The organism is Castellaniella hirudinis (assembly GCF_042651965.1).
GTDB lineage: Bacteria > Pseudomonadota > Gammaproteobacteria > Burkholderiales > Burkholderiaceae_B > Castellaniella > Castellaniella hirudinis.
This window is the reverse complement of sequence record NZ_JBHSDY010000010.1, coordinates 318,459-337,050: the sequence shown is the minus strand read 5'-3', so window position 1 is coordinate 337,050 and position 18,592 is coordinate 318,459. Positions and strand designations below refer to the sequence as shown.

Sequence of the window (18,592 nt, the reverse complement as noted above, 5' to 3'; positions counted from 1 at the left end):
TTTTCCGTGTTTCGCCGTGTTCTGGGGATCAGTTCGCCTGGGGCCAGGCCGAGGCCGGCACCATCGCCTCGCCGCGCATGATCAGCCGCGCGGTGCGCAGCAAGGCCGCGCGCGCAACCTTCTGGGCGTCCTGGGGATCGAGTTCCAGTTCGACCGTGAATTCGCCGCTGGGGTGCTCGATCGACACAGCCTTGCGCGCGCCTGCGGGCAGGCGCGCCAGATCGTGCGGCACCGAGCCTTCCAGGACGCAGGCCGTGCCCACCGTCACCGCGGCCAGCACGCCGATGGCCTCGTGGCAGACGTGGGGGATGAAGCTGCGGGTATCGATCGCCCCGCCTTGCCGGGGGGCGGACACCAGGGTCATCTTGGGATAGTTGCGCGCGGACACGTCCCCCAGGCCCATCAATTCGCCCGTGCGCAGCCGCAGGGCCTCGATGCGGGCCTTGAGCGCCTGGTCGGCGTTCAGTTCGGCCGGGGTCTCGTGGCCGGTGCAGCCCACGTCGCCGGCGCGGAACAGCACCAGCGGCATGCCGTTGTCGATGCAGGTGACTTCGATGTCGAAGGCCGCGAAGTCCGCGCCGGACGGCGGCTCGACACGCACGGTGTCGCGCACCCGGCCGGTCGGCAGCAGCCCGTCACAGACCGAGCCGGCCGTGTCCAGGAAGTTGATGGTGATCGGCGCCGACGTGCCGGGCACGCCGTCGATGCGCGCATCGCCCTCGTAGGCCACCTGGCGGCCTTCCGGCGTCATCGGGGTGAGCACGGTGATGTCGCACTGCATGCCGGTGTTGCGGGTCAGCACGCGAGCGGTCGTCGTGTCGCCCTGGGCCTGGATCAGGCCGCGCTCCAGCGCGAAGGGCACGACGGCGGCCAGCATATTGCCGCAATTGGCCGTCGTGTCGACCGTGTCGCGATCAGGCTGCAACTGCGCAAACAGGAACTCCAGGTCCACGCCCGGCGTGGTGCCCGGGCGCACGATGCCGACCTTGCTGGTGAGCGGATGAGCGCCGCCCAGGCCGTCGATCTGGCGCCGGTCGGGCGAGCCCATGACGGCCAGCAGCACCCGGTCGCGCGCCGCCGTGTCGGACGGCAGGTCGGACTCCAGGAAGAACGGCCCGCGCGACGTGCCGCCGCGCATGAACAAGGCTGGAAGGGGTTTCTGCATCATGTCACTCGAGGGTTCCTTGATGGGCTCATTATGGACGCGGGTCGAGCGATACATAAGGACATAGGTCCACTATCAGCTATGCCGAAATGATATGATCCATACGATGAAATGCCGCAATTAGGGGTAAACCCCTAGCCCTGAAACCATGGATCTCAAGCAATTGGAATATTTCATGCGCGTCGCCGAACTGGGCAGCTTCACCCAGGCCTCGCACGCGCTGAACATCGCCCAGCCCGCCCTCAGCCGCCAAGTCCGCATGCTGGAGGTCGAACTGCGCCAGAACCTGCTGAACCGCAACGGGCGCGGCGTCACCACCACCGAGGCCGGCAAGCTGCTGCTGGAACACTGCCGCGGCATCCTGCACCAGGTGGACCGCGCCAAAGAGGACATGGGCCGGGTCCAGGGCGCGCTGGCCGGCCGCGTGGCGCTGGGCATTGCACCCAGCGCCTCGAAGATGATGACGGTGGAGCTGACGCGGCAATTCCGCAAACGGCTGCCGAACGCCAGCCTGTCGATCAGCGAGGGCCTGTCCCTGGTGATGCAGGAATGGCTGCTGGCCGGCCGCCTGGACATCGCCCTGATGTACAACCCCTCGCCCTCGGCCGACCTGGACCTGTCGCCGCTGACCAGCGAACGGCTGTATCTGGTCGGCCCCCGAGGGCCGCATCCCTCGGACCAGCCGCTGCCGCTGCATGCGCTGGTCAATATCCCGCTGATCATTCCGAACCGCCCGCACACCGTGCGCATGCTGCTGGAATCGGAAATGGCGCTGATCGGCGCCCGGCCGAACATCCGCCTGGAAATCGACAGCGTCCAGGCGATCCTGGACCTGGTGGCCGAGGGCACGGGCTACGCCATCCTGACCGAACACGCCGTCCTGACCTCGGCGCAGCCGGACCGCTATCACACCCGCCCCATCACCCAGCCCGAACTGCACAGCCGCCTGTACCTGGCGACCGCGACGGGCCGGATCACGACCCTGACGCAAAAAGCAATGCTGGAACTGATCCGGACGACGGTGCGGCAGGTGTATCCGCCGGCGATGACGCGGGCGGCTTGATCCGGGCTCGCATTCAACCCGATCAGAATCTGATGCAGCATCGGCATCACGATGCTGGAGTCACTCCATGATCGCCGTGATGTTTTTATCCGTTCGGATTTTCCAGTCTGGCGGGGTCGTGAAGGCATGAACAAAATAGGGCCTCCCGAAGCAGGAAGCCCGCCATGTCTGCCCGCAAACGATCCCGTGCTGTGTCCGCCCCCCCGCCACCCCCGGGTGCTGATGCTTGCGCGTTGGATGCTGATCGGCCATCCTCCCCAGCGAAGCCTGCCAAGATCGACTATGACAGTCCGTGGAAGGACGCCCTTGAGCTGTATTTCAAGCCCGCGATGGCGTTGCTGGCCCCTGATCTGCACGCCGTCATTGACGGGTCAGTGCCGCCGGAATTCCTGGATAAAGAGATGCAATCCATCGAGGTTCCAGAGGGGCCGCCCGGCGACGGCCGTCTGTATACCGACAAATTGGTCAAAGTCCGTCATATCGACGGCACAGATGCCTGGATTCTGGTGCACGTCGAAGTTCAGGGGGGCGCAGCCGGCCCTCAGATGATCGGCTGGACCGCACATCGCATGTACCGCTACCGGACGCGTATCGAGGATCGGCACGAAATCCTCCATGCTCAGGCCGGGCAGGCCCTGCCGGCCCTCTACAGCCTGTGCATCCTGGTCGCCAGCCGGTCCGGGCCGGCCCACTTGGAATACCGACAGGATTTTCTCGGCCAGGGTGTGAGTTTTTCCTTTCCCGTCGTACACTTATCTCAGTGGCTGGAGCGCTGGGATGAATTGGAAGCGCTGGCGCGCACGAACCCGTTTGCGGTCGTCATCATGGCGCAGTTGCAAGCGCTGCGGTATCACGGGGCAGAGAGGGTGGCGCCAACCATATCGCTGGCACGACTGCTGTACAAATACCACTACAGTCGTGAGCAAATCCGCTTGTTGCTGCGCTTGATCGAATGGATGCTGCGTCTGCCCAAGGATCAGGCGCCGGTTTATATGGCGGCACTGAAACACATCAAACAGGAGAAAAAAATGGGCCATATCCTAATCGCGGAGCGTATAGGGATGGAGAAGGGCCAAGCCAAGATGCTGCTGCAGCAGCTCCAGCACCGTTTCGGCCCGGTGGATGCCGAAACCACAGCACGTGTCCAGTCTGCGGAGCTTGACGAACTGGAAACCTGGTTGCTGAATATCCTAGATGCCACAACGCTGGAAGATGTGTTCCAGGGTTGATGTGTGGCATACGCCAGATGCGCAACGCCGTCGCGCATGGCTACTTCAAAGTGGACTTTGAAATCGTCTGGAAGACGATACACCTCGACCTTCCAGACGTGCGCTCAAAGGTTGAGAACGCGCTGGCCGGCATCCTCGACCAGTCAGTCGTTCAGCCCCGCGCCTGCGCGATCAAGCGATCCGCATACGCCTTCCAGCCGCCCGCCGCCTCGACGTCGGCGAACAGGCCTTGGGCGGCCAGCCCGGCGACCCAGTCCTGCTTTTCGGCCGTTGCGGCGGCCATCCAGGGTTCGAAACCGGCCTCGCGTACGGTGTTGGCGACTTCGCGCATTTCTTCGGCGCGGCGGCGGCCGTGCTGGACGACGCGGCTGTAGAAATAACGGCCCTGCTCCGTCCAGTCGATGGACGGGAACGTTTCCTGCAGCGTGGGCAGCACGTAGTCCTCGACGCCGTAGGCGCGTGCGGTCGTGTAGCTTTCGATCACCAGGGCCTCCAGGCCCTTGATCATCACGCTGCGGCACATCTTGATGGCCGAGGCCACGCCCAGTTCGGCGGACACGGCGGCGGCGTCCATGCCATAGGCGCGCAACTGCCCGGCCAGGGCCTCGGCGTGCGGGCCGCCCAGCAGCATCGGCACCCGGATGCCATAGGGCGGGACCGAGGTCATCACACCGGCCTCGACGTAGCGCCCGCCTGCGGCCTCGATCAGGCCGGCAGCCTCGCGCTTGGCCCCGGGCGACGCCGAATTCAGGTCCAGGAACACGGCGCCCGGCTGCAGGTGCGCGGCCGCTTCGCGGGCCACCGACACGGTGTTCGAGGCGGTCACGGCGGAAATCACCAGATTGCCGGCCGCGCACAGCGCCGCCGACGAATCGCACAGCGTCACGCCGTCACGCGCCGCGCGTTCGCGCAGCGGTGCGGCCGAGGCGGCGTCGGCCAGTTTCAGATCCCAGGCATGGACGCTGTCCACCTGCGTCTTCAGGCCGGCGCAGAAAATGCCGCCGACTTCACCGTAGCCGATCAAACCCAGTCGAGTGCCTTGCATCGCTTTCGAAGCTCCATTCAACGTTCAATGATGCCGATTCACACACCCATCGCATGAATCGCGCGCGCGGCCCGGCGCAAGCGCCCGGCCGTGAGGCGTCCTCAGGACGCCGGAAACTGTTCCGTATCGACGTCCGCCTGGGTGGCGGGGGTGTAGCGTTCGCCCGCGACCCGGTCACGGCCGAACAGCCGCGCCAGTTCAGCGCACGCCCCGGCATCCAGCCGCACGCCGGCCGCCCCGAGGTTTTCCTCCAGGTGCGCCAACCGGGTCGTGCCGGGAATGGGAATGACGTGTTCGCCCTGATGCAGCAGCCAGGCCAGCGCCAGTTGGCCGGGCGTGCAGTGATGGTCCTGCGCCATGCGCCGCAACGGTTCCAGCAGCGTCAGGTTGTGGGCGTAGGCTTCGGGCAGGAAACGCGGCATGCGCCGCCGCAGATCGTCGTCGCCCAGGACCGCCACGTCGGGCAGGCCGTCGGCCAGGAAGGCGCGCGCCAGCGGACTGAAGGCCACCAGGGCCGCGCCCAGTTCGCGGCAGGCGTCCAGGACGGCGATCTCGACCTCGCGCGACCACAGAGAATATTCGCTTTGGACGGCGGCGATCGGATGCACGGCATGCGCCCGCCGCAAGGTGTCCGCCGAGACCTCGGACAGGCCGATGGCGCGGATCTTGCCGGCCTGAACCAGGTCCGCCAGCGCGCCCACGCTGTCTTCGATGGGCACGGCTTTGTCCCAGCGATGCAGGTAATACAGATCGATCACGTCGGTGCGCAGGCGGCGCAGGGCATCCTCGCAGGTCCGGCGCAGGGTTTCGGGTCGGCCGTCGATGCGGCGCTGGCCGTTCACGTGGAAGATCCCGCATTTGCTGGCCAGCATGAAGCGGCTGCGATGCGGGGCCAGGATTCGGCCCAGCAGTTCTTCGTTGTGGCCGAAGCCGTAGAGCGCCGCCGTGTCGAACAGCGTCACCCCCCGGTCCAGCGCCCCCAGCAGCAGCGCCTCGGCAGCGGCCGGGCTCGCTGCCGGACCGTAGCCGTGGCTGAGGCTCATGCAGCCCAGGCCGATGGGAAAGACCGGAAACCCGGCGAGTGTGCGCGTCGTCATCATCGTCATAGCTTCCGATTATCCCCGGTTCCGGACGGCCCGGTAAGACCGGGCCCGTCACTAGCAGCTATGCCGGATTGCGATGGACGCCACGCACGGCTCGCACCCGGTTATTGCTTGCCCGGGTCCTTGACGGCCTGGATCGTGGCGAACTCCACGTTCTGCAGCACGCCATCCACCTTCTCGACCTTGCGGATGTAGACGTTCTGGATGATGTCGCGGGTCTGCGGATCGATTTCCACCGGGCCGCGCGGGCTGGTCCATTTCAGGCCCTTGACCGCCTCGATGAAAGCATCGCCGCCGGCGTCGCCCTTGGTCTTTTCCAGGGCTTCGCGGATCAAGCGCATGCCGTCGTAAGCCGCCACGGCCACCATATTCGGCCGCATGCCGGGATAGGCCTGGGTATAGGCTTTGACGAAGGCCGCGTTTTCCGGCGAATCGTGCGCCTGGGAATAATGGAACGAAGTGATCATGCCCAGGGCGTTGTCGCCCATGGCCGCGAGCACGTCTTCGGTAACCACGTCGCCGGTGGCCAGCAGCCGGATGCCGGCATCGGCCAGGGCGCGTTCCTTGTAGCTCTTGGCAAAGGCGACGCCTTGTTCGCCGTTGGGCACGAACAGGAAAATCGCGTCCGGCCTGGCGTCCTTGATCTTCTGCAGGAACGGCGCGAAATCGGGGCTGGTGAGCGGCGTGTGGACTTCGCCCACCACCTCGCCGCCGGCCTGGGTGAAGGTCTTCTTGAACTGGGCCGCCGCATCGTGGCCCGGACCGTAGTCGGCCACGGCGACGTAGACCTTGTGAATCCCGTTGGCCGCCGCCCAGCTTGCCATCGGAGCGGCCACTTGCGGCAGGGTCATGGACGTGCGCACGATGTAGGGCGACTTCTCGGTGATCGAGGACGTGGCGGCGTTCAGCACCACCATCGGCACCTTGGCCTCGGTCGCCAGCGGCGCGACGGAAAACGCGCCCGGGGTCAGGCCGAAGCCGGCCAGCACCTCGGCCTTGTCCTGGATCAGCAGGGTCTGCGCCTGGCGCTTGCTGATCGACGGAGACACGCCGGTGTCGTCTTTTTCGATCAGCACGATCTTGCGACCCGCCACCGTGTCGCCATGCTCTTGCAGGTAGAGCCTGGCGCCGTTCACCATCTGCTGCCCGGTCGAGGCGAACGGCCCCGACAGCGGCAGAATCATGCCGATTTTCAGATCCTGGGCCTGGGCCGCGCCCAGCCCTCCGGCCGCGAAAATGCAAGTGGCCAGCAGTTTACCGATCGTATGCTTCACGAGTGTCTCCTTGTCTTGTCGTCGTGAAATGCGGGAAAGCGGGATGAAGGCGCCGGCCCGTCTACAGGTCCAGCACCAGCATGGAGGTCCGCGCGCGCGAGCAACACGGGGTGAATTGGTCGTTGGCCGCGTGTTCGTCGTCGGTGAGATAGCTGTCGCGGTGATCGGGGACGCCTTCGCTGACACCGGTCAGGCAAGTGCCGCAAATGCCTTCTTCGCAGGACACCGGAATGAACACGCCCTGCCGGTCCAGGGCCGAGGTGACGGTCTCGTCGGCGGGGATGTCGAAGACTTCGCCCGTGCTGGCCAGCTTGACCTGGAAGGCCACGTCCCCTTCGACCGGGGCCGAGGGGTGTTCGTCCTCGCCCAGGGCGAAACGCTCGAAGTGCAGGCGTGCTTCGTCCACGCCGGCCGCGCGCCCCTGGTCCAGGATGTAATCGATGTAGCCCGACGGTCCGCAGACGTAGACATGGGCCTGCGGACCGGCCGCCGCCAGAACGGCCCGCGCGTCCAGCGCCGTTTCAGGTTCGTCATCGAAATGCACCTGGGCATGCGCGGCCAGATCCGGCCCCTGGATCTCGTCCAGAAAGGCGGCGCGGGTGCGGGACCGGCAGCTATAGTGCAGATCGAAGGCGGCGCCCGTCGCCTGCAGGCGGCGCGCCATGCACAGCAGCGGCGTGATCCCGATCCCGCCGGCGAACAGCAGGCTGCGTTCGGCGGCGACCAGCGGAAAGCGGTTGCGCGGCGCGCTGATGCGCAGCACATCGCCTACATGCACCTGGTCGTGCACGGCCGTCGAGCCCCCCCGCGACTGCGGCTCGCGCAGCACGCCGATCAGGAAATGGGACCGCTGCACGCAATCGTTGAGCAGGGAATATTGGCGGATGAAGCCGCCCGGCAGATGGACGTCGATGTGCGCACCGGGCGTGAATTCAGGCAGCGGGCCGCCGTCAGGGTCCACCAGTTCGAGGCTCACGACGTCCTGGGCCGCCTGGTGTTTGCCGGCGACCTGCACGGACAGGAGTTCGGTGATCATGTTGTGCTCTTTCCTATCGTCCGGTGAACAGGCCGGACTGTCACTCAATATTATGACGCGGCCGGGGCCTCGGCCTGGAGCAGGCCGTCCAGCACACGGCGCGCCCGCACGCCGCCGGCGTCGATATCCAGGGCCAGCAGCCGGCGGTCGGGGAAAAGGCTTTGGTTGCGCTGCTGCGCCTCCAGCACGGCCAGGTCCTGGCTGAAAATCCTGCCCTGCCCTTCGCGGATCGCGTCGGTCAGCGCGGCATCGTCAGGCTGGAAGTGACGCGCCATGCCCCAGAAATACCAGTGCGAGGATTCGGTTTCGGGCGTCATGAAGTCCACCACGATCGCCGAGACCTTGTCGTGGGGATCGGCGTCGTAGCCGCCCTTGCCCGCCAGCGCCACGCCCACGTCGATCAGCACGTGGCCCGGTGCGTGGAAGCGCGACATCTGCCAGCGGTCGACCGGCGCCTGATCATCCAGGCCGTGAGCCCGCATGGCCGCCTGCCAGAATGGCGGCGCAATGATGCCGTGCATGACGCGGCTGGTGACGACCTGATCACCTTCGACCCGGGTCTTGACCGGCGCCTCGTCGATCTCGCCCTGGCCGATGCTGTCGGTGTGCACGTAGGCTTCGTGGGTCAGATCCATCAGGTTGTCGATCATCAGCCGGTAATCGCAGCCGATATGGTACAGCCCGCCGCCATAGGCCCATTCCGGATGATCGGCCCAGAACAGATCGGGAATGGCCGCCTCGTCGGCTTGCCCAAAATCACCCGGCCAGATCCAGATGAAGCCGTGCCGCTCCACCACCGGGTAGCTGCGGATACAGGGGAACCCGCCTACCCGCTGCTTGGGCATGGAGACGGCCTTGCCGTCGCAGCCCATGACCAGGCCGTGATAGCCGCACATCAGATTGCCGTCCACGACCGAACCCAGCGACAAGGCTGCGCCCCGGTGAGGACAGAAGTCCTCCACCGCCGCAACGCGGCCCTCGGCGCCCCGGTAGAGCGCGACGGGCTGGCCGCAGATCGTGCGGCCCAGGGGCTTGTCCGCGATTTCGTCGGGCGTACAGGCCACGTACCAGGCATTCTTGGGAAACATCGTCAACCTCCCGGCCGGCCGCCCGGCAATCGCGCGGCCCGGTCCATCATTCATGAATTCATACGTCCAGATTGACATTCAGTACACTGAACATTCAGGCATATCCTATTTTTTCGGACGGCGCCGGCCTAGTGGTATTTACCCTTAGACCTTATTTGAAATGGGGTTTTTCGCAGTCGTCAGCGGCGCCCGGCTCTGGTGATTGTTCACGTCCACCAGTTTCTGCAGCAATTCCATGAACCGGGCTTCTTCCTGGGGCGAGAATTTTTCGAAGATGCGCTGGTGCAGTCGGCCGATGGCGTCGTTGAGCGCCTGCAACAGGTCCCGCCCCTGGTCGGTCAGCGTCAGGATCCGCTGGCGGCGGTTCGCCGGATCCACGCGCCGGGACAGCAGGCCTTTTTCCTCCAGCCGCGTCGCCACGCTGGCCGCCGTGGACGTGTCGATGGCCGCCAGACCTGCCACGGACACCTGATCGACCCCCGGATTGTCCAGCAGCACGCACAGCACGGCATACTGCATGGGCGTGACCTGACTGCCGATCTCGTCGTGGAAGATCGAGGCGGAAATCTGCTGCGCGCGGCGCAGCAAGTGGCCGGGCTGGGTATAAAGGGATTCTCGCAGGATCGGATCGGACATGCGGACATCTCGCCGGAAACCGCCGGGCATGCGGCCGGAAAAGGACACGGACGGGCGCCGCCCCTGCGCCCCGGGAAACGCACCCGACCCGTGCTCGGCGTCCGATCCGGTTCAGTGCATCCCTTGAAGGTTTCGATTATCGTTCAGACCGCGCCCGACGCGCGAACCGGCCCGTACAGCCCGGCGCCTGCCCTGCCCCGCCGCCCCCGTTTCAGGAGACTCCATGAATCACGAACGCCCCACCTTCGTCCTGCTGCACGGCCTGCTGTGCGACGCGGATACCTGGGCCGATTTCATCGGCCCGCTGTCGCGCCTGGGCCACGTCCTGTGCGCGAACCTGAGCAGCATCGACTCCCTGCCCGATGCGGCACGCAGCGTGCTGGCGCGCACGACCGGGCCGCTGATCGTCGTGGGACATTCGATGGGCGGGCGCGTCGCACTGGAGATGGCGCGTCAGGCGCCGGAACGCTGCCAGGCCCTGGTGCTGATGAACACGGGCTACCGGGGATTGGGCGAAGGCGAAACCGAAAAACGCCAGGCCCTGGTGAACGCGGCGCGGGCCGGCGGCGTGGAAGCCATCCTCGAGGACTGGCTGGACGGCATGATCGCGGACCTGACCCGGGACGACGACGCGCTGATGGCCCGGATGCGCGCCATGGTGCTGCGCTCGACGCCGGATTCCTTCGCCGGCCAGATCCAGGCCCTGATCGGCCGGCCCGACGCGACGGACCTGCTGGGCCGGATCGCCTGCCCTGTCCTGTTCATGAGCGGCACCGAGGACCGCTGGAGCCCGCTCGACCGTCATGCGGACATGACGGCCCGGGTGCCCGACGCAGCCCTGGAGGCCGTCCAAGGCGCCGGCCACATGGCGCCGTTCGAGGCGCCCGCGGCCTGCCTGTCCGCGATCACGGGCTGGCTGGCGCGGCGGGAGTTGGCGGCTTAAGCGGGCTCTAAGACCAGCAGACCCGTCGCCGTATTGGAGATCGGCACGTGGTAGTGCGCGTGGTGCTGTTTGACCGGCGTCTCGTCCAGCACGCCGCGCGCCGCCACCCACATCAGCAGTTCGATGCCTTGGGTGCCGGTCAGTTCGACCAGTTCTTCGTTGGAATACTGGGTGATCCAGGTCGGATCGGCCACCAGGCTGTCCATGAATTGCAGGTCGAAGGGCTTGTTGATGAAGCCGGCTCGTTCGCCGTCCAGTTGGTGCGACAGGCCGCCGCTGGCGATGATGAGCACGCGCCGGTCATCGTCCCAGGATTCGATGGCGCGGCGCAGCGACTGTCCCAGCCGGTAGCAGCGCGAGGCTGAAGGGTACGGCGCCAGCACGGTGTTGATGCAGACCGGCACGATTTCCACCGGCCATGCCCCCGCGTCCTTGCCTTCCGGCCAGAGCAGCGCCAAGGGCAGCGACACGGAATGGTCGACCAGCGCCTCCTGGCAGGTGGTGATGTCGAACTCGTCCTCGATCAAGGTCTCGACGATCTGCCAGGACAGGTCCACGCAGCCGCGCGCCTCGGCCAGCGGCGGAATGCCCCAGCCTTCGTCGGCGTTTTTGTAGACGTCCGCCGCACCCACCGCAAAGGTCGGCATCTTGTCGAGGAAGAAATTCAGGCCATGGTCGTTGTGCAGGATGACCACCACGTCCGGGCGCTCGCGTCCCAGCCATTCGCGCGCCTTGCCGTAGGCGTCGAAGAAGGGCTTCCAGTACGGGTCCTGCTGCTTCTGACGGGCCAGCGCGCCGCCGATGGCCGGCACGTGGGACGTGCTGATGCTGCCGATGATGTGTGCCATGTTCAAGCTCCTGCCGCAACGAGTTTGGCCTGGAAGGCCTCTTTGGTGACGCCGGTCTGCTGGGCGCCGATGTCCTGCATGTCCAGGCCGAAGATCCCGGCCAGCTTGGCCAGGTAATAGGGGTGTCCCCCGGCGGCGATCATCTGCAGGACCTGGCGGCTGCGCACGGCGTCTTTCTGCGCGTCCGTCAGGCGGTAGCGCGTCATGTAGGCTTCTTCGTCGCGCTGAAAGGCCTCGCGGCATTCGGCGGCATTGAAGCTGAAACACATGCGATTCAGGGCGTAGCCGATGCGGGCCAGGTCGCCGTCGAAGATCGCGGTGCCGGGGATGGACCGCCGGCACTTGCGGGTGGCTGTTGTCATGAGAAGTCTCCTTGAGATCGAAGCCGCCGCGCCGAAGTCGCGGCGTGCACGGACAGACTCATGATGGGCCCGGGCGCCCTGCCGGAGAATGGACTTTTATTCTTTAAAAATGTACATTTCGCAGATATCGTCCCCCACCCCAAAGAGCACGTCATGGAGCCTCTGACCCCGGCGCCGCCGGCCCGCGACCATACCGCCATCCCCATCTATAAACTGTATGGCTACGGCAATGTCTGGACGGCCTCGGACCCGCTCTACTGCGAAACCATCGCAGCACAGGAAAAATTGCACAATTGGCATGTGACGGCCCACAAGCACACGGACCTGTTCCAGGTCCTGTTCCTGGAGTCGGGCGGGGTCACGGTGCTGCTGGACGGTCAGGCGCGCGCGCTGGAACCCGGGCAACTGGTGCTGGTGCCGCAGCGGGTGGTCCACGAATTCATCTTCCGCCCGGGTTCGGGCGGCTACATCCTGACGCTGACCTATGCGCTGCTGCACGGCTTGTGCGCACGCTTCGGGCTGGCCCTGAGCGCCGCCACCGACCCCGTCGTGCTGACGCTGGACGCGGACGAGCCCGGCCGGCATGCGGCCCTGAGCTTCCACGCACTGGACCGCGAATACCGCAGCCTGCACAGCCCGCAACGCGGTCCGCTGCTGGAGTCGCTGCTGGCGGGCATCCTGGTCTGGATCCACCGCCAGGGTTATCCGGCCGGCACATCCGCCCCCGAGACCGATCCCGGCAGCCAGCATCTGGCGCGCTACGCCCGGATGATCGAGGCACATCACACCCGCCAGCACCAGGTGGCCTGGTACGCGCAGCGCATCGGTGTGACGCCCGCCCATCTGAACGCCATCGCCCAGGCCCTGGCGGGCAAGTCGGCGCTGGAACTGGTCCACGAGCGGCTGCTGCTGGAAGCCCGCCGCGAACTGATCTACACGACGCGCACCATCGGCGCCATCGCCGATTCGCTGGGATTCGCCGACCCCGGCTATTTCACGCGCTTCTTCAAACGCCTGGCGGGCGTGTCGCCCAAGGACTTCCGCCGCCGGGCGCTGGCGCCCGGCGAACACGCCCCGGCGGATCAGACCACCGGCTCGTAGGGCAGGCCGACGTAGTTTTCGGCAATCGTGGTCAGGCCGGCATGGGTGCTGGTGTAGTAGTCCTGCTCGGCCCGCTGGATGCGCTGGCTGAAGGCGTCGTCGTCGAAGGTGTGCAGCAGCATGCTCATCCACCAGGAAAAACGCTCGGCCTTCCAGACGCGGCGCAGGGCGATTTCCGAATAACGGTCCAGCAGCTCGGGGCGGCCTTCCAGGCAGGCGCCGCGCAGCGCGTGGTACAGCGTGTACACGTCGCTGGAGGCCAGGTTCAGGCCCTTGGCGCCGGTAGGCGGCACGATGTGCGCGGCATCGCCCACCAGGAACAGATTGCCGAACTTCATCGGCTCGGCCACGAAACTGCGCAGCGGCGCGATGCTCTTTTCGATGGAAGGACCGGTGACCAGCTTGCCGGCGACGTCTTCGGGCAAGCGGGCCGCCAGTTCCGTCCAGAAACGGTCGTCGGACCAGTCCTCGACGTGCTCGGCCAGGCTGCACTGGACGTAGTAGCGGCTGCGCGTGTGCGAACGCATGCTGCACAGCGCGAAGCCGCGCGGGTTGTGGACGTAGATCAGTTCATCTTCCACCGGCGGCGTGTCGGCCATCAGGCCCAGCCAGCCAAAGGGATACACGCGCTCGAATTCCTTGAGCTTGTCCTTGGGCGCCGACTTGCGCGACACCCCGTGAAAGCCGTCGCAACCGGCGATGTAATCACAGTCCAGCGTCTTTTTCTGCCCCTGGTGGGTGAAGGTGACGCGCGGCTTGCCGTCCAGGAAATCGTGCAGTTGCACATCCTCGGCTTCATAGTAGATGGGCGCGCCGCTGGCCTGGCGCGCATCCATCAGGTCACGCGTGACTTCGGTCTGTCCGTAGACCAGCACCGACTTGCCGGTCAGCGTCTTCATGTCGATATGCTGGCGCCGCCCCTGGAAAGCCAGGGTGAAGCCGTCGTGCACCAGGCCCTCGCGGTCCATGCGTTCGGACACGCCGGCCTCGCGCATCAGGTCGACGAAGCCATACTCCAGCACGCCGGCGCGGATGCGGCCCAGCACGTAGTCGGGCGTGTGGCGCTCCAGGATCACATTGTCGATGCCGCAGCGATGCAGCAATTGGCCCAGCAGCAGCCCCGAGGGACCGGCGCCGATGATGGCGACGCGCGTCTTGATGTTCATGGGAGATCTCCTCTGTTCTTGGTCATGGCGGCCGGACGGACGCCGAAGCGATGGCCTGCATCCGATGCCGGTCTTTCCCGGGACCCGGGCATGGTCTGAATCATGCGCCGCCCGGTGCGCTTTTTGAATGGATTTTTGAGGATTAAACTTGCCCATATGACATATTTCGATCATGCGCCGATCTTCAAGCTCTATGGCGGCCAGGAAGAATGGTCCCGGGCGGAGCGGGTGCACTGCGAGACCATCGCCTCGCGCAGCCGATTGCACAATTGGCATATCCGACCCCACCGCCATTCGGGCCTCTACCAGATCCTCTACCTGCATCGGGGACGGGCCGTCGTCTGCCTGGACGAGGCGCGGCACGCCGTCGCGGGCCCGGCGATCGTCGAGGTGCCACAGGCCTTCGTGCACGGATTCGAGTTCGACGAGGACTGCGCCGGACACGTCGTGACGATCGCCTATCCCCTGCTGGCGCGCCTGGTCCAGTTGCTGGGACCGCGCGCCGTCCTGCCCGCCCAGCCCCTCATCCATACGCTCGGGCGCGGTGCGGGCACGGGCCTGCGCGATGCCTTCGCGCACCTGAACGCCCAGTATCTGTCCCGCGACGATTTTCGCGACGCACGCATCGAGGCCTGGCTGACGCTGATCTACGCGCGGCTGCGCAGCCGCCGCGCCGCCACGGCACCGGATGGCCCGCCCCGCGCCCGGGGCCTGGAGCACCACGGCCGCTTCGGAGAACTGCTGGAAGCCAGCTACGCCGCGCACCACGACGTGGCCTGGTACGCGGACCGGATGGGCATGACGGCCGCCCACCTGAACGTGATCACCCGCGCCCACGCGGGCAAATCCCCGCTGCAACTGATCCACGAGCGGCTGGCGCTGGAAGCCGGACGCAGCCTGGTCTATACCTCCATGACCATCGGTGAAATCTCGGACGCCCTGGGATTCTCCGAACCCGCGCATTTCACGCGTTTCTTCCGCAAGACGGCAGGAGAGTCGCCGCGCGCCTTTCGCCAGCGGGCCTGGGACCAGGGGCGGCGCGCGGCGGGCCGGGATCAGATCCCGGCATCCTCCACGGGCGTCTCGGCCCCGGCATCGCCGCGCGCATAGACCTGCCGGTCGATGCCGTAGCGGCGCAGCTTGTCGTAGAACGTCTTGCGCGGCAGCCCCAGGGTTTCAAGCGTGCCCCGGATATCGCCCCCATGCGCGGCCAGGGCTTCGCGGATCAGGTCGGCCTCGTAGCGATCCACACGCTCAGGCAGGCTGCCGGCGTCCGCCGCCCGCGCGGGCGGATCCCCGGCCGGCGCCTGCTGCACGCCCAGCACGCAGCGATCCGCGAAATGCGCCAGTTCGCGCACATTGCCGGGCCAGTCGTGGCCCATCAGATGGCGCCACAGCGCGGGATCCGCCGGTGGCACCGGGCAGCCGAAGCGGCGGGCGGCCAGGCCCGCGAAATGGGCGAACAGCACCGGGACGTCCTCGCGGCGCTCGCGCAACGGCGGAATATTCACCGTCACGACATTGAGCCGGTAATACAGGTCCTCGCGAAACCGCGCGCGCATGGCCGGATCGCCCAGGTCAGCCTTGGTGGCCGCGATCACCCGCAGGTCCACGGCCCGCAGCTCGTTGGTGCCCAGCGGCGCGACTTGCCGCGTTTCCAGCACTCGCAGCAGCCGCACCTGCATCGCCGGCGACATGCTTTCGATCTCGTCGAGGAACAGGGTGCCGCCGTCGGCGTGCTCGATGCGGCCCACGCGGCGCTTCTGTGCGCCGGTGAAAGCGCCCGCCTCGTGGCCGAACAATTCGCTCTCGATGACCGTCTCGGGCAGCGCGCCGCAATTGATGGCGACGAAGGGCGCATCGCGCCGGCGGCTGAGCCGGTGCAGGACCTGGGCCACGACTTCCTTGCCGCTGCCCGTCTCGCCGCGCACCAGCACGTCCACATCCGCGTCGGCCACGTGCCGCAGCAGTTCGCGGATCCGCACGATGGCGGGCGCACTGCCGATCAGCAGCGATTCGGCGGCATCCCCGGGACCCGCGGCCTGCGCCCGCAACCGGCGGTTTTCCAGGACCAGCCGCCGCTGCGCGGTGCCATGGCGGATGGCGGCCAGCAGCCGCTCGGGCGCATAGGGCTTGGACAGGAAATCGTAGGCGCCCTCGCGCATGGCGCCCACCGCCATCTCGATGTCCCCGTGGCCGGTGATGAGGATCACGGGGATCTCGGGGTCCAGGCGCCGCACGTGGCGGAACAGCGTCAGGCCGTCCATCTCGGCCATGCGCACGTCCGTGACCAGCACGCCCGAGAAGGTGTCCGTCAGGATGTCCAGCGCCTCTTGCGCGCTCGCGCAGGCCCGCACGGACACGCCCTGGAGATCGAGCGCCTGCGCGTTGGCGTCCCGCACGTCCTCGTCGTCGTCCACGAACAGCACTTCCATCGGACTCATTCCGTCTCCTCCATCGGTTCCAGCACCACCTCGAACGCCGCGCCCGCCGGGACGTCCAGGGCCTCGAGCGTCCCGCCGAACTCGGCCAGGATGTCGCGCGAGATCACCAGGCCCAGTCCCACACCCTGCGCCCGGGTGGTGAAAAAGGGCGTGAACAGGCGCTCGCGCGCCGCCGGATCGACACCCGGCCCGTTGTCCTCGATCCGCACCCGGACCCGCTCACCGTCGCGTTCGACGCTCAGGCGGATGCGGGGCCGCGCGGTGTCCGCGAGCGCCTCCAGCGCGTTGTGCAGCAGGTTGACGAAGACCTGCTCCAGGCGCATGGCATCCGCCCGCACCCGGGGCGACGGCCGCCCGGCGCGCCCGTCCTCCAGGCGCACGCCCTGCCGGTCCAGGCGCGGCCCGGCCAGCATCAGCGCCCCATCCAGGGCCGCGTCGAGTTCGACGGCGCCGACGCTCGCCGCCCGCTTGCGCGAAAAAGCCCGCAATTCCTGCGTGATGCCGCCGATCCGCTCGGTCAGGCGGGCGATCGTCGACAGGTTCTCGCGCGCACGGTCGGCCTGGCCGCGCCGCAGGAATTCGCCGGCATTGTCGGCATAGGTCCGGATCGCCCCGACCGGCTGATTGATTTCGTGCGCCACCCCTGCGGCCACCTGCCCCAGCAACGACAGCTTGTTGGCCTGGACCAATTCGTCCTGCATCTCGTGCAGGCGCGCCTCGGTCCGGCGGTGTTCGTCCATCTCGGCGCACAGCCGTTCGTTGGCGTGCCGCAGCTCGCCGGTGCGCACACGGACTTCGGCCTCGAGCGCATCCCGAGCGGCCAGCAGCGCCCGGGCCCGGCGCCGGCGCTGCGCGGCCCACCACCCGGCCATGCCCAGAGCGGCCAGCGCCAGCAGGGTCAGCGCCTGGGCGGTCAGCGCGGCCTGGGCCAGATCGACCGACACGGGCTTGAGCAGATGCAGGTGCCAGCCGCTCATGCGCGCCACCGGCTGCTCGATGTGCAGGACGCGCGCGCCCTTTTCCAGGCCGGCCGCCGCGCGGGTCAGGCGCAGCAGGGGCGCCGGGGAGGCAACCCCGCTCACCGGCATCGGGTCCAGAGGCAGCGGGTCCAGGGGCGCCGCGCCGAACTGCAGACTGGCCCGGACCTGGACGGCCTCGGCCGGCGACATCGGCCGCGCCACCCGGTAATGCCAGTCCTGCGGATAGCCCAGCAGCACCACCTGGCGGTCGTCGGTGACGAATTGCGGCATGCCGCTGCGGGCCCAGGCGGATTCCAGGTCCCGGAAGCCGATCTTGAGCACGACCACGCCCAGCGGGCCCCGCGTTCCGTCGATCCGCCGCGACAGGTACAGGCCCGCCTCGTGGCTCACCACCCCGAGCGCGAAATGGGCTGCGTTCCGGGCGTCCATGGCGTCCCTGAAATACGGCCGGAAACGGTAATCGTGTCCCACAAAGGAGTCCGGCTCGCGCCAGTTGCTCGACGAGACCGTCCAGCCGGACGCGTCCAGCACGTAGAGGACGGAAGGGCCCAGTTCCCGGCCCAGCGTCTCCAGCCGGCGGTTCAGGTCCTCCAGCGCGCCCGGCGAGGGGGATTCCAGCACGGCTTCCAGCGCCGTGTCCTGCGCCAGCACGAGCGGAATGGCGCGGAACTTGTCGAGCTTGTGGCCCAGCGCGGTCAGGCTCAGTTGCGCCGACACGCGAGCCTGCGCCTCCAGATCCCGCAGGGCGCGGTCCCGCGCCCAGGCGCCGGCGCCCCAGAGCGCGCCCGCCAGCAGGGCCATGCCCGCGATCGACAACAGCCAGCGCACCGCCCAGGCAGAGCAGCGGCGCGTCAAGACGCGCGGATCGGCGGATGGACTCTGGAACGGCATATTCAACGTGGCGGATTTCCAGACATTCTACCTCATGAATGTGCGGAAATCCGCCAAGCCGGACACTCAAGCCGTGCCTGAGCACGCCCCAAGAACAAGAAAACACTTTTCCAATCAAGCAGATAAGAAATCATCTGAAAACCGGCGAAAACTGGCACGAGGTTTGCTTTGCTTTCTTCAGACGGGCCTGGACACAGGCGCCGCCTTCCTTTGAAAAA

The 18,592-nt window shown here is 67.1% G+C and carries 18 protein-coding genes and 1 pseudogene; 7 read left to right on the top strand and 12 right to left on the bottom strand.

From position 1 onward, the window contains the following. Positions 1-28: 28 nt before the first annotated feature. On the bottom strand, positions 29-1,165 hold the full coding sequence (locus ACFO0J_RS15245; protein WP_376814174.1) for a 4-oxalomesaconate tautomerase: 1,137 nt from the start codon (positions 1,163-1,165) through the stop codon (positions 29-31). Between the two features lie 148 nt (positions 1,166-1,313). Here ACFO0J_RS15245 and ACFO0J_RS15240 point away from each other — a divergent pair, with 148 nt between their 5' ends. The 3 genes and pseudogenes from ACFO0J_RS15240 to ACFO0J_RS15230 all read left to right on the top strand — a co-directional run. After that, positions 1,314-2,228, top strand: a complete 915-nt coding sequence (locus ACFO0J_RS15240) for a LysR family transcriptional regulator (protein ID WP_376813933.1) — start codon at positions 1,314-1,316, stop codon at positions 2,226-2,228. A 164-nt stretch (positions 2,229-2,392) separates the two neighbouring features. Beyond that, entirely contained in the window at positions 2,393-3,457 is a 1,065-nt protein-coding gene (locus ACFO0J_RS15235) for a DUF4351 domain-containing protein (RefSeq protein WP_376813932.1), read from the top strand. Then, positions 3,457-3,561, top strand: a pseudogene (locus tag ACFO0J_RS15230) (HepT-like ribonuclease domain-containing protein); the annotation flags it as partial. The gene ACFO0J_RS15235 and the pseudogene ACFO0J_RS15230, both read left to right, overlap by 1 nt. A 47-nt stretch (positions 3,562-3,608) precedes the next feature. Here ACFO0J_RS15230 and ACFO0J_RS15225 read toward each other — a convergent pair. From ACFO0J_RS15225 to ACFO0J_RS15200, 6 genes are all read right to left on the bottom strand, one after another. Next, a complete protein-coding gene (locus ACFO0J_RS15225) occupies positions 3,609-4,502 on the bottom strand; it encodes an NAD(P)-dependent oxidoreductase (protein WP_376813931.1) in 894 nt (297 codons plus the stop codon). A 101-nt stretch (positions 4,503-4,603) separates the two neighbouring features. Continuing rightward, entirely contained in the window at positions 4,604-5,599 is a 996-nt protein-coding gene (locus ACFO0J_RS15220) for an aldo/keto reductase (protein ID WP_376814173.1), read from the bottom strand. A gap of 110 nt (positions 5,600-5,709) precedes the next feature. Next, positions 5,710-6,879, bottom strand: a complete 1,170-nt coding sequence (locus ACFO0J_RS15215; protein WP_376813930.1) for an ABC transporter substrate-binding protein — start codon at positions 6,877-6,879, stop codon at positions 5,710-5,712. Positions 6,880-6,940: 61 nt separating this feature from the next. Then, complete coding sequence (locus tag ACFO0J_RS15210) at positions 6,941-7,915, bottom strand: PDR/VanB family oxidoreductase (protein WP_376813929.1); 975 nt, start codon at positions 7,913-7,915, stop codon at positions 6,941-6,943. A 50-nt stretch (positions 7,916-7,965) separates the two neighbouring features. Further along, positions 7,966-9,003 carry a Rieske 2Fe-2S domain-containing protein gene (locus ACFO0J_RS15205; protein WP_376813928.1) on the bottom strand — a complete coding sequence of 346 codons (1,038 nt, stop codon included), beginning with the start codon at positions 9,001-9,003 and terminating at the stop codon, positions 7,966-7,968. 144 nt (positions 9,004-9,147) lie between these two features. After that, positions 9,148-9,639: a MarR family winged helix-turn-helix transcriptional regulator gene (locus tag ACFO0J_RS15200; RefSeq protein ID WP_376813927.1), complete on the bottom strand. Its 492-nt coding sequence runs from the start codon at positions 9,637-9,639 to the stop codon at positions 9,148-9,150. A gap of 223 nt (positions 9,640-9,862) precedes the next feature. Here ACFO0J_RS15200 and ACFO0J_RS15195 point away from each other — a divergent pair, with 223 nt between their 5' ends. Continuing rightward, positions 9,863-10,582, top strand: coding sequence for an alpha/beta fold hydrolase (locus ACFO0J_RS15195; protein ID WP_376813926.1), 720 nt, complete (start codon positions 9,863-9,865; stop codon positions 10,580-10,582). Here the strand turns inward: ACFO0J_RS15195 and ACFO0J_RS15190 are convergent. Next, a complete protein-coding gene (locus ACFO0J_RS15190; protein WP_376813925.1) occupies positions 10,579-11,430 on the bottom strand; it encodes a class III extradiol dioxygenase family protein in 852 nt (283 codons plus the stop codon). The genes ACFO0J_RS15195 and ACFO0J_RS15190 overlap by 4 nt on opposite strands. A 2-nt stretch (positions 11,431-11,432) precedes the next feature. After that, complete coding sequence (locus ACFO0J_RS15185; RefSeq protein ID WP_376813924.1) at positions 11,433-11,792, bottom strand: protocatechuate 4,5-dioxygenase subunit alpha; 360 nt, start codon at positions 11,790-11,792, stop codon at positions 11,433-11,435. Positions 11,793-11,945: 153 nt separating this feature from the next. Here ACFO0J_RS15185 and ACFO0J_RS15180 point away from each other — a divergent pair, with 153 nt between their 5' ends. After that, positions 11,946-12,893, top strand: coding sequence for a helix-turn-helix domain-containing protein (locus tag ACFO0J_RS15180; protein ID WP_376813923.1), 948 nt, complete (start codon positions 11,946-11,948; stop codon positions 12,891-12,893). Here ACFO0J_RS15180 and pobA read toward each other — a convergent pair. Next, a complete protein-coding gene (gene pobA / locus ACFO0J_RS15175) occupies positions 12,875-14,053 on the bottom strand; it encodes a 4-hydroxybenzoate 3-monooxygenase (protein WP_376814172.1) in 1,179 nt (392 codons plus the stop codon). The two genes, ACFO0J_RS15180 and pobA, sit on opposite strands and share 19 nt — an antisense overlap. Positions 14,054-14,215: 162 nt before the next feature. On the opposite strand from pobA, the gene ACFO0J_RS15170 reads away from it, so the two are divergent. Beyond that, complete coding sequence (locus ACFO0J_RS15170) at positions 14,216-15,169, top strand: helix-turn-helix domain-containing protein (protein ID WP_376813922.1); 954 nt, start codon at positions 14,216-14,218, stop codon at positions 15,167-15,169. Here ACFO0J_RS15170 and ACFO0J_RS15165 read toward each other — a convergent pair. Together ACFO0J_RS15165 and ACFO0J_RS15160 are read right to left on the bottom strand one after the other, a co-directional pair. Next, positions 15,115-16,503, bottom strand: coding sequence for a sigma-54-dependent transcriptional regulator (locus ACFO0J_RS15165; protein ID WP_376813921.1), 1,389 nt, complete (start codon positions 16,501-16,503; stop codon positions 15,115-15,117). The two genes, ACFO0J_RS15170 and ACFO0J_RS15165, sit on opposite strands and share 55 nt — an antisense overlap. Continuing rightward, positions 16,500-18,284, bottom strand: coding sequence for a sensor histidine kinase (locus tag ACFO0J_RS15160; protein WP_376813920.1), 1,785 nt, complete (start codon positions 18,282-18,284; stop codon positions 16,500-16,502). Before ACFO0J_RS15160 ends, ACFO0J_RS15165 begins: the two co-directional genes overlap by 4 nt. Here ACFO0J_RS15160 and ACFO0J_RS15155 point away from each other — a divergent pair. Beyond that, positions 18,283-18,588: a hypothetical protein gene (locus ACFO0J_RS15155; protein ID WP_376813919.1), complete on the top strand. Its 306-nt coding sequence runs from the start codon at positions 18,283-18,285 to the stop codon at positions 18,586-18,588. The genes ACFO0J_RS15160 and ACFO0J_RS15155 overlap by 2 nt on opposite strands. The last annotated feature ends 4 nt before the right edge of the window (positions 18,589-18,592 follow it).

Bases quoted from the DNA above. Each gene is read 5' to 3' on its own strand.
- ACFO0J_RS15225 (WP_376813931.1), bottom strand. From the start codon at position 4,502: ATGCAAGGCACTCGACTGGGTTTGATCGGCTACGGTGAAGTCGGCGGC.
- ACFO0J_RS15155 (WP_376813919.1), top strand. From the start codon at position 18,283: ATGCCCGCGATCGACAACAGCCAGCGCACCGCCCAGGCAGAGCAGCGG.
- ACFO0J_RS15185 (WP_376813924.1), bottom strand. From the start codon at position 11,792: ATGACAACAGCCACCCGCAAGTGCCGGCGGTCCATCCCCGGCACCGCG.
- ACFO0J_RS15160 (WP_376813920.1), bottom strand. From the start codon at position 18,284: ATGGCCCTGCTGGCGGGCGCGCTCTGGGGCGCCGGCGCCTGGGCGCGG.
- ACFO0J_RS15235 (WP_376813932.1), top strand. From the start codon at position 2,393: ATGTCTGCCCGCAAACGATCCCGTGCTGTGTCCGCCCCCCCGCCACCC.
- ACFO0J_RS15190 (WP_376813925.1), bottom strand. From the start codon at position 11,430: ATGGCACACATCATCGGCAGCATCAGCACGTCCCACGTGCCGGCCATC.
- ACFO0J_RS15195 (WP_376813926.1), top strand. From the start codon at position 9,863: ATGAATCACGAACGCCCCACCTTCGTCCTGCTGCACGGCCTGCTGTGC.
- ACFO0J_RS15165 (WP_376813921.1), bottom strand. From the start codon at position 16,503: ATGAGTCCGATGGAAGTGCTGTTCGTGGACGACGACGAGGACGTGCGG.
- ACFO0J_RS15220 (WP_376814173.1), bottom strand. From the start codon at position 5,599: ATGACGACGCGCACACTCGCCGGGTTTCCGGTCTTTCCCATCGGCCTG.
- ACFO0J_RS15245 (WP_376814174.1), bottom strand. From the start codon at position 1,165: ATGCAGAAACCCCTTCCAGCCTTGTTCATGCGCGGCGGCACGTCGCGC.
- ACFO0J_RS15210 (WP_376813929.1), bottom strand. From the start codon at position 7,915: ATGATCACCGAACTCCTGTCCGTGCAGGTCGCCGGCAAACACCAGGCG.
- ACFO0J_RS15205 (WP_376813928.1), bottom strand. From the start codon at position 9,003: ATGTTTCCCAAGAATGCCTGGTACGTGGCCTGTACGCCCGACGAAATC.
- ACFO0J_RS15180 (WP_376813923.1), top strand. From the start codon at position 11,946: ATGGAGCCTCTGACCCCGGCGCCGCCGGCCCGCGACCATACCGCCATC.
- ACFO0J_RS15240 (WP_376813933.1), top strand. From the start codon at position 1,314: ATGGATCTCAAGCAATTGGAATATTTCATGCGCGTCGCCGAACTGGGC.
- ACFO0J_RS15200 (WP_376813927.1), bottom strand. From the start codon at position 9,639: ATGTCCGATCCGATCCTGCGAGAATCCCTTTATACCCAGCCCGGCCAC.
- ACFO0J_RS15170 (WP_376813922.1), top strand. From the start codon at position 14,216: ATGACATATTTCGATCATGCGCCGATCTTCAAGCTCTATGGCGGCCAG.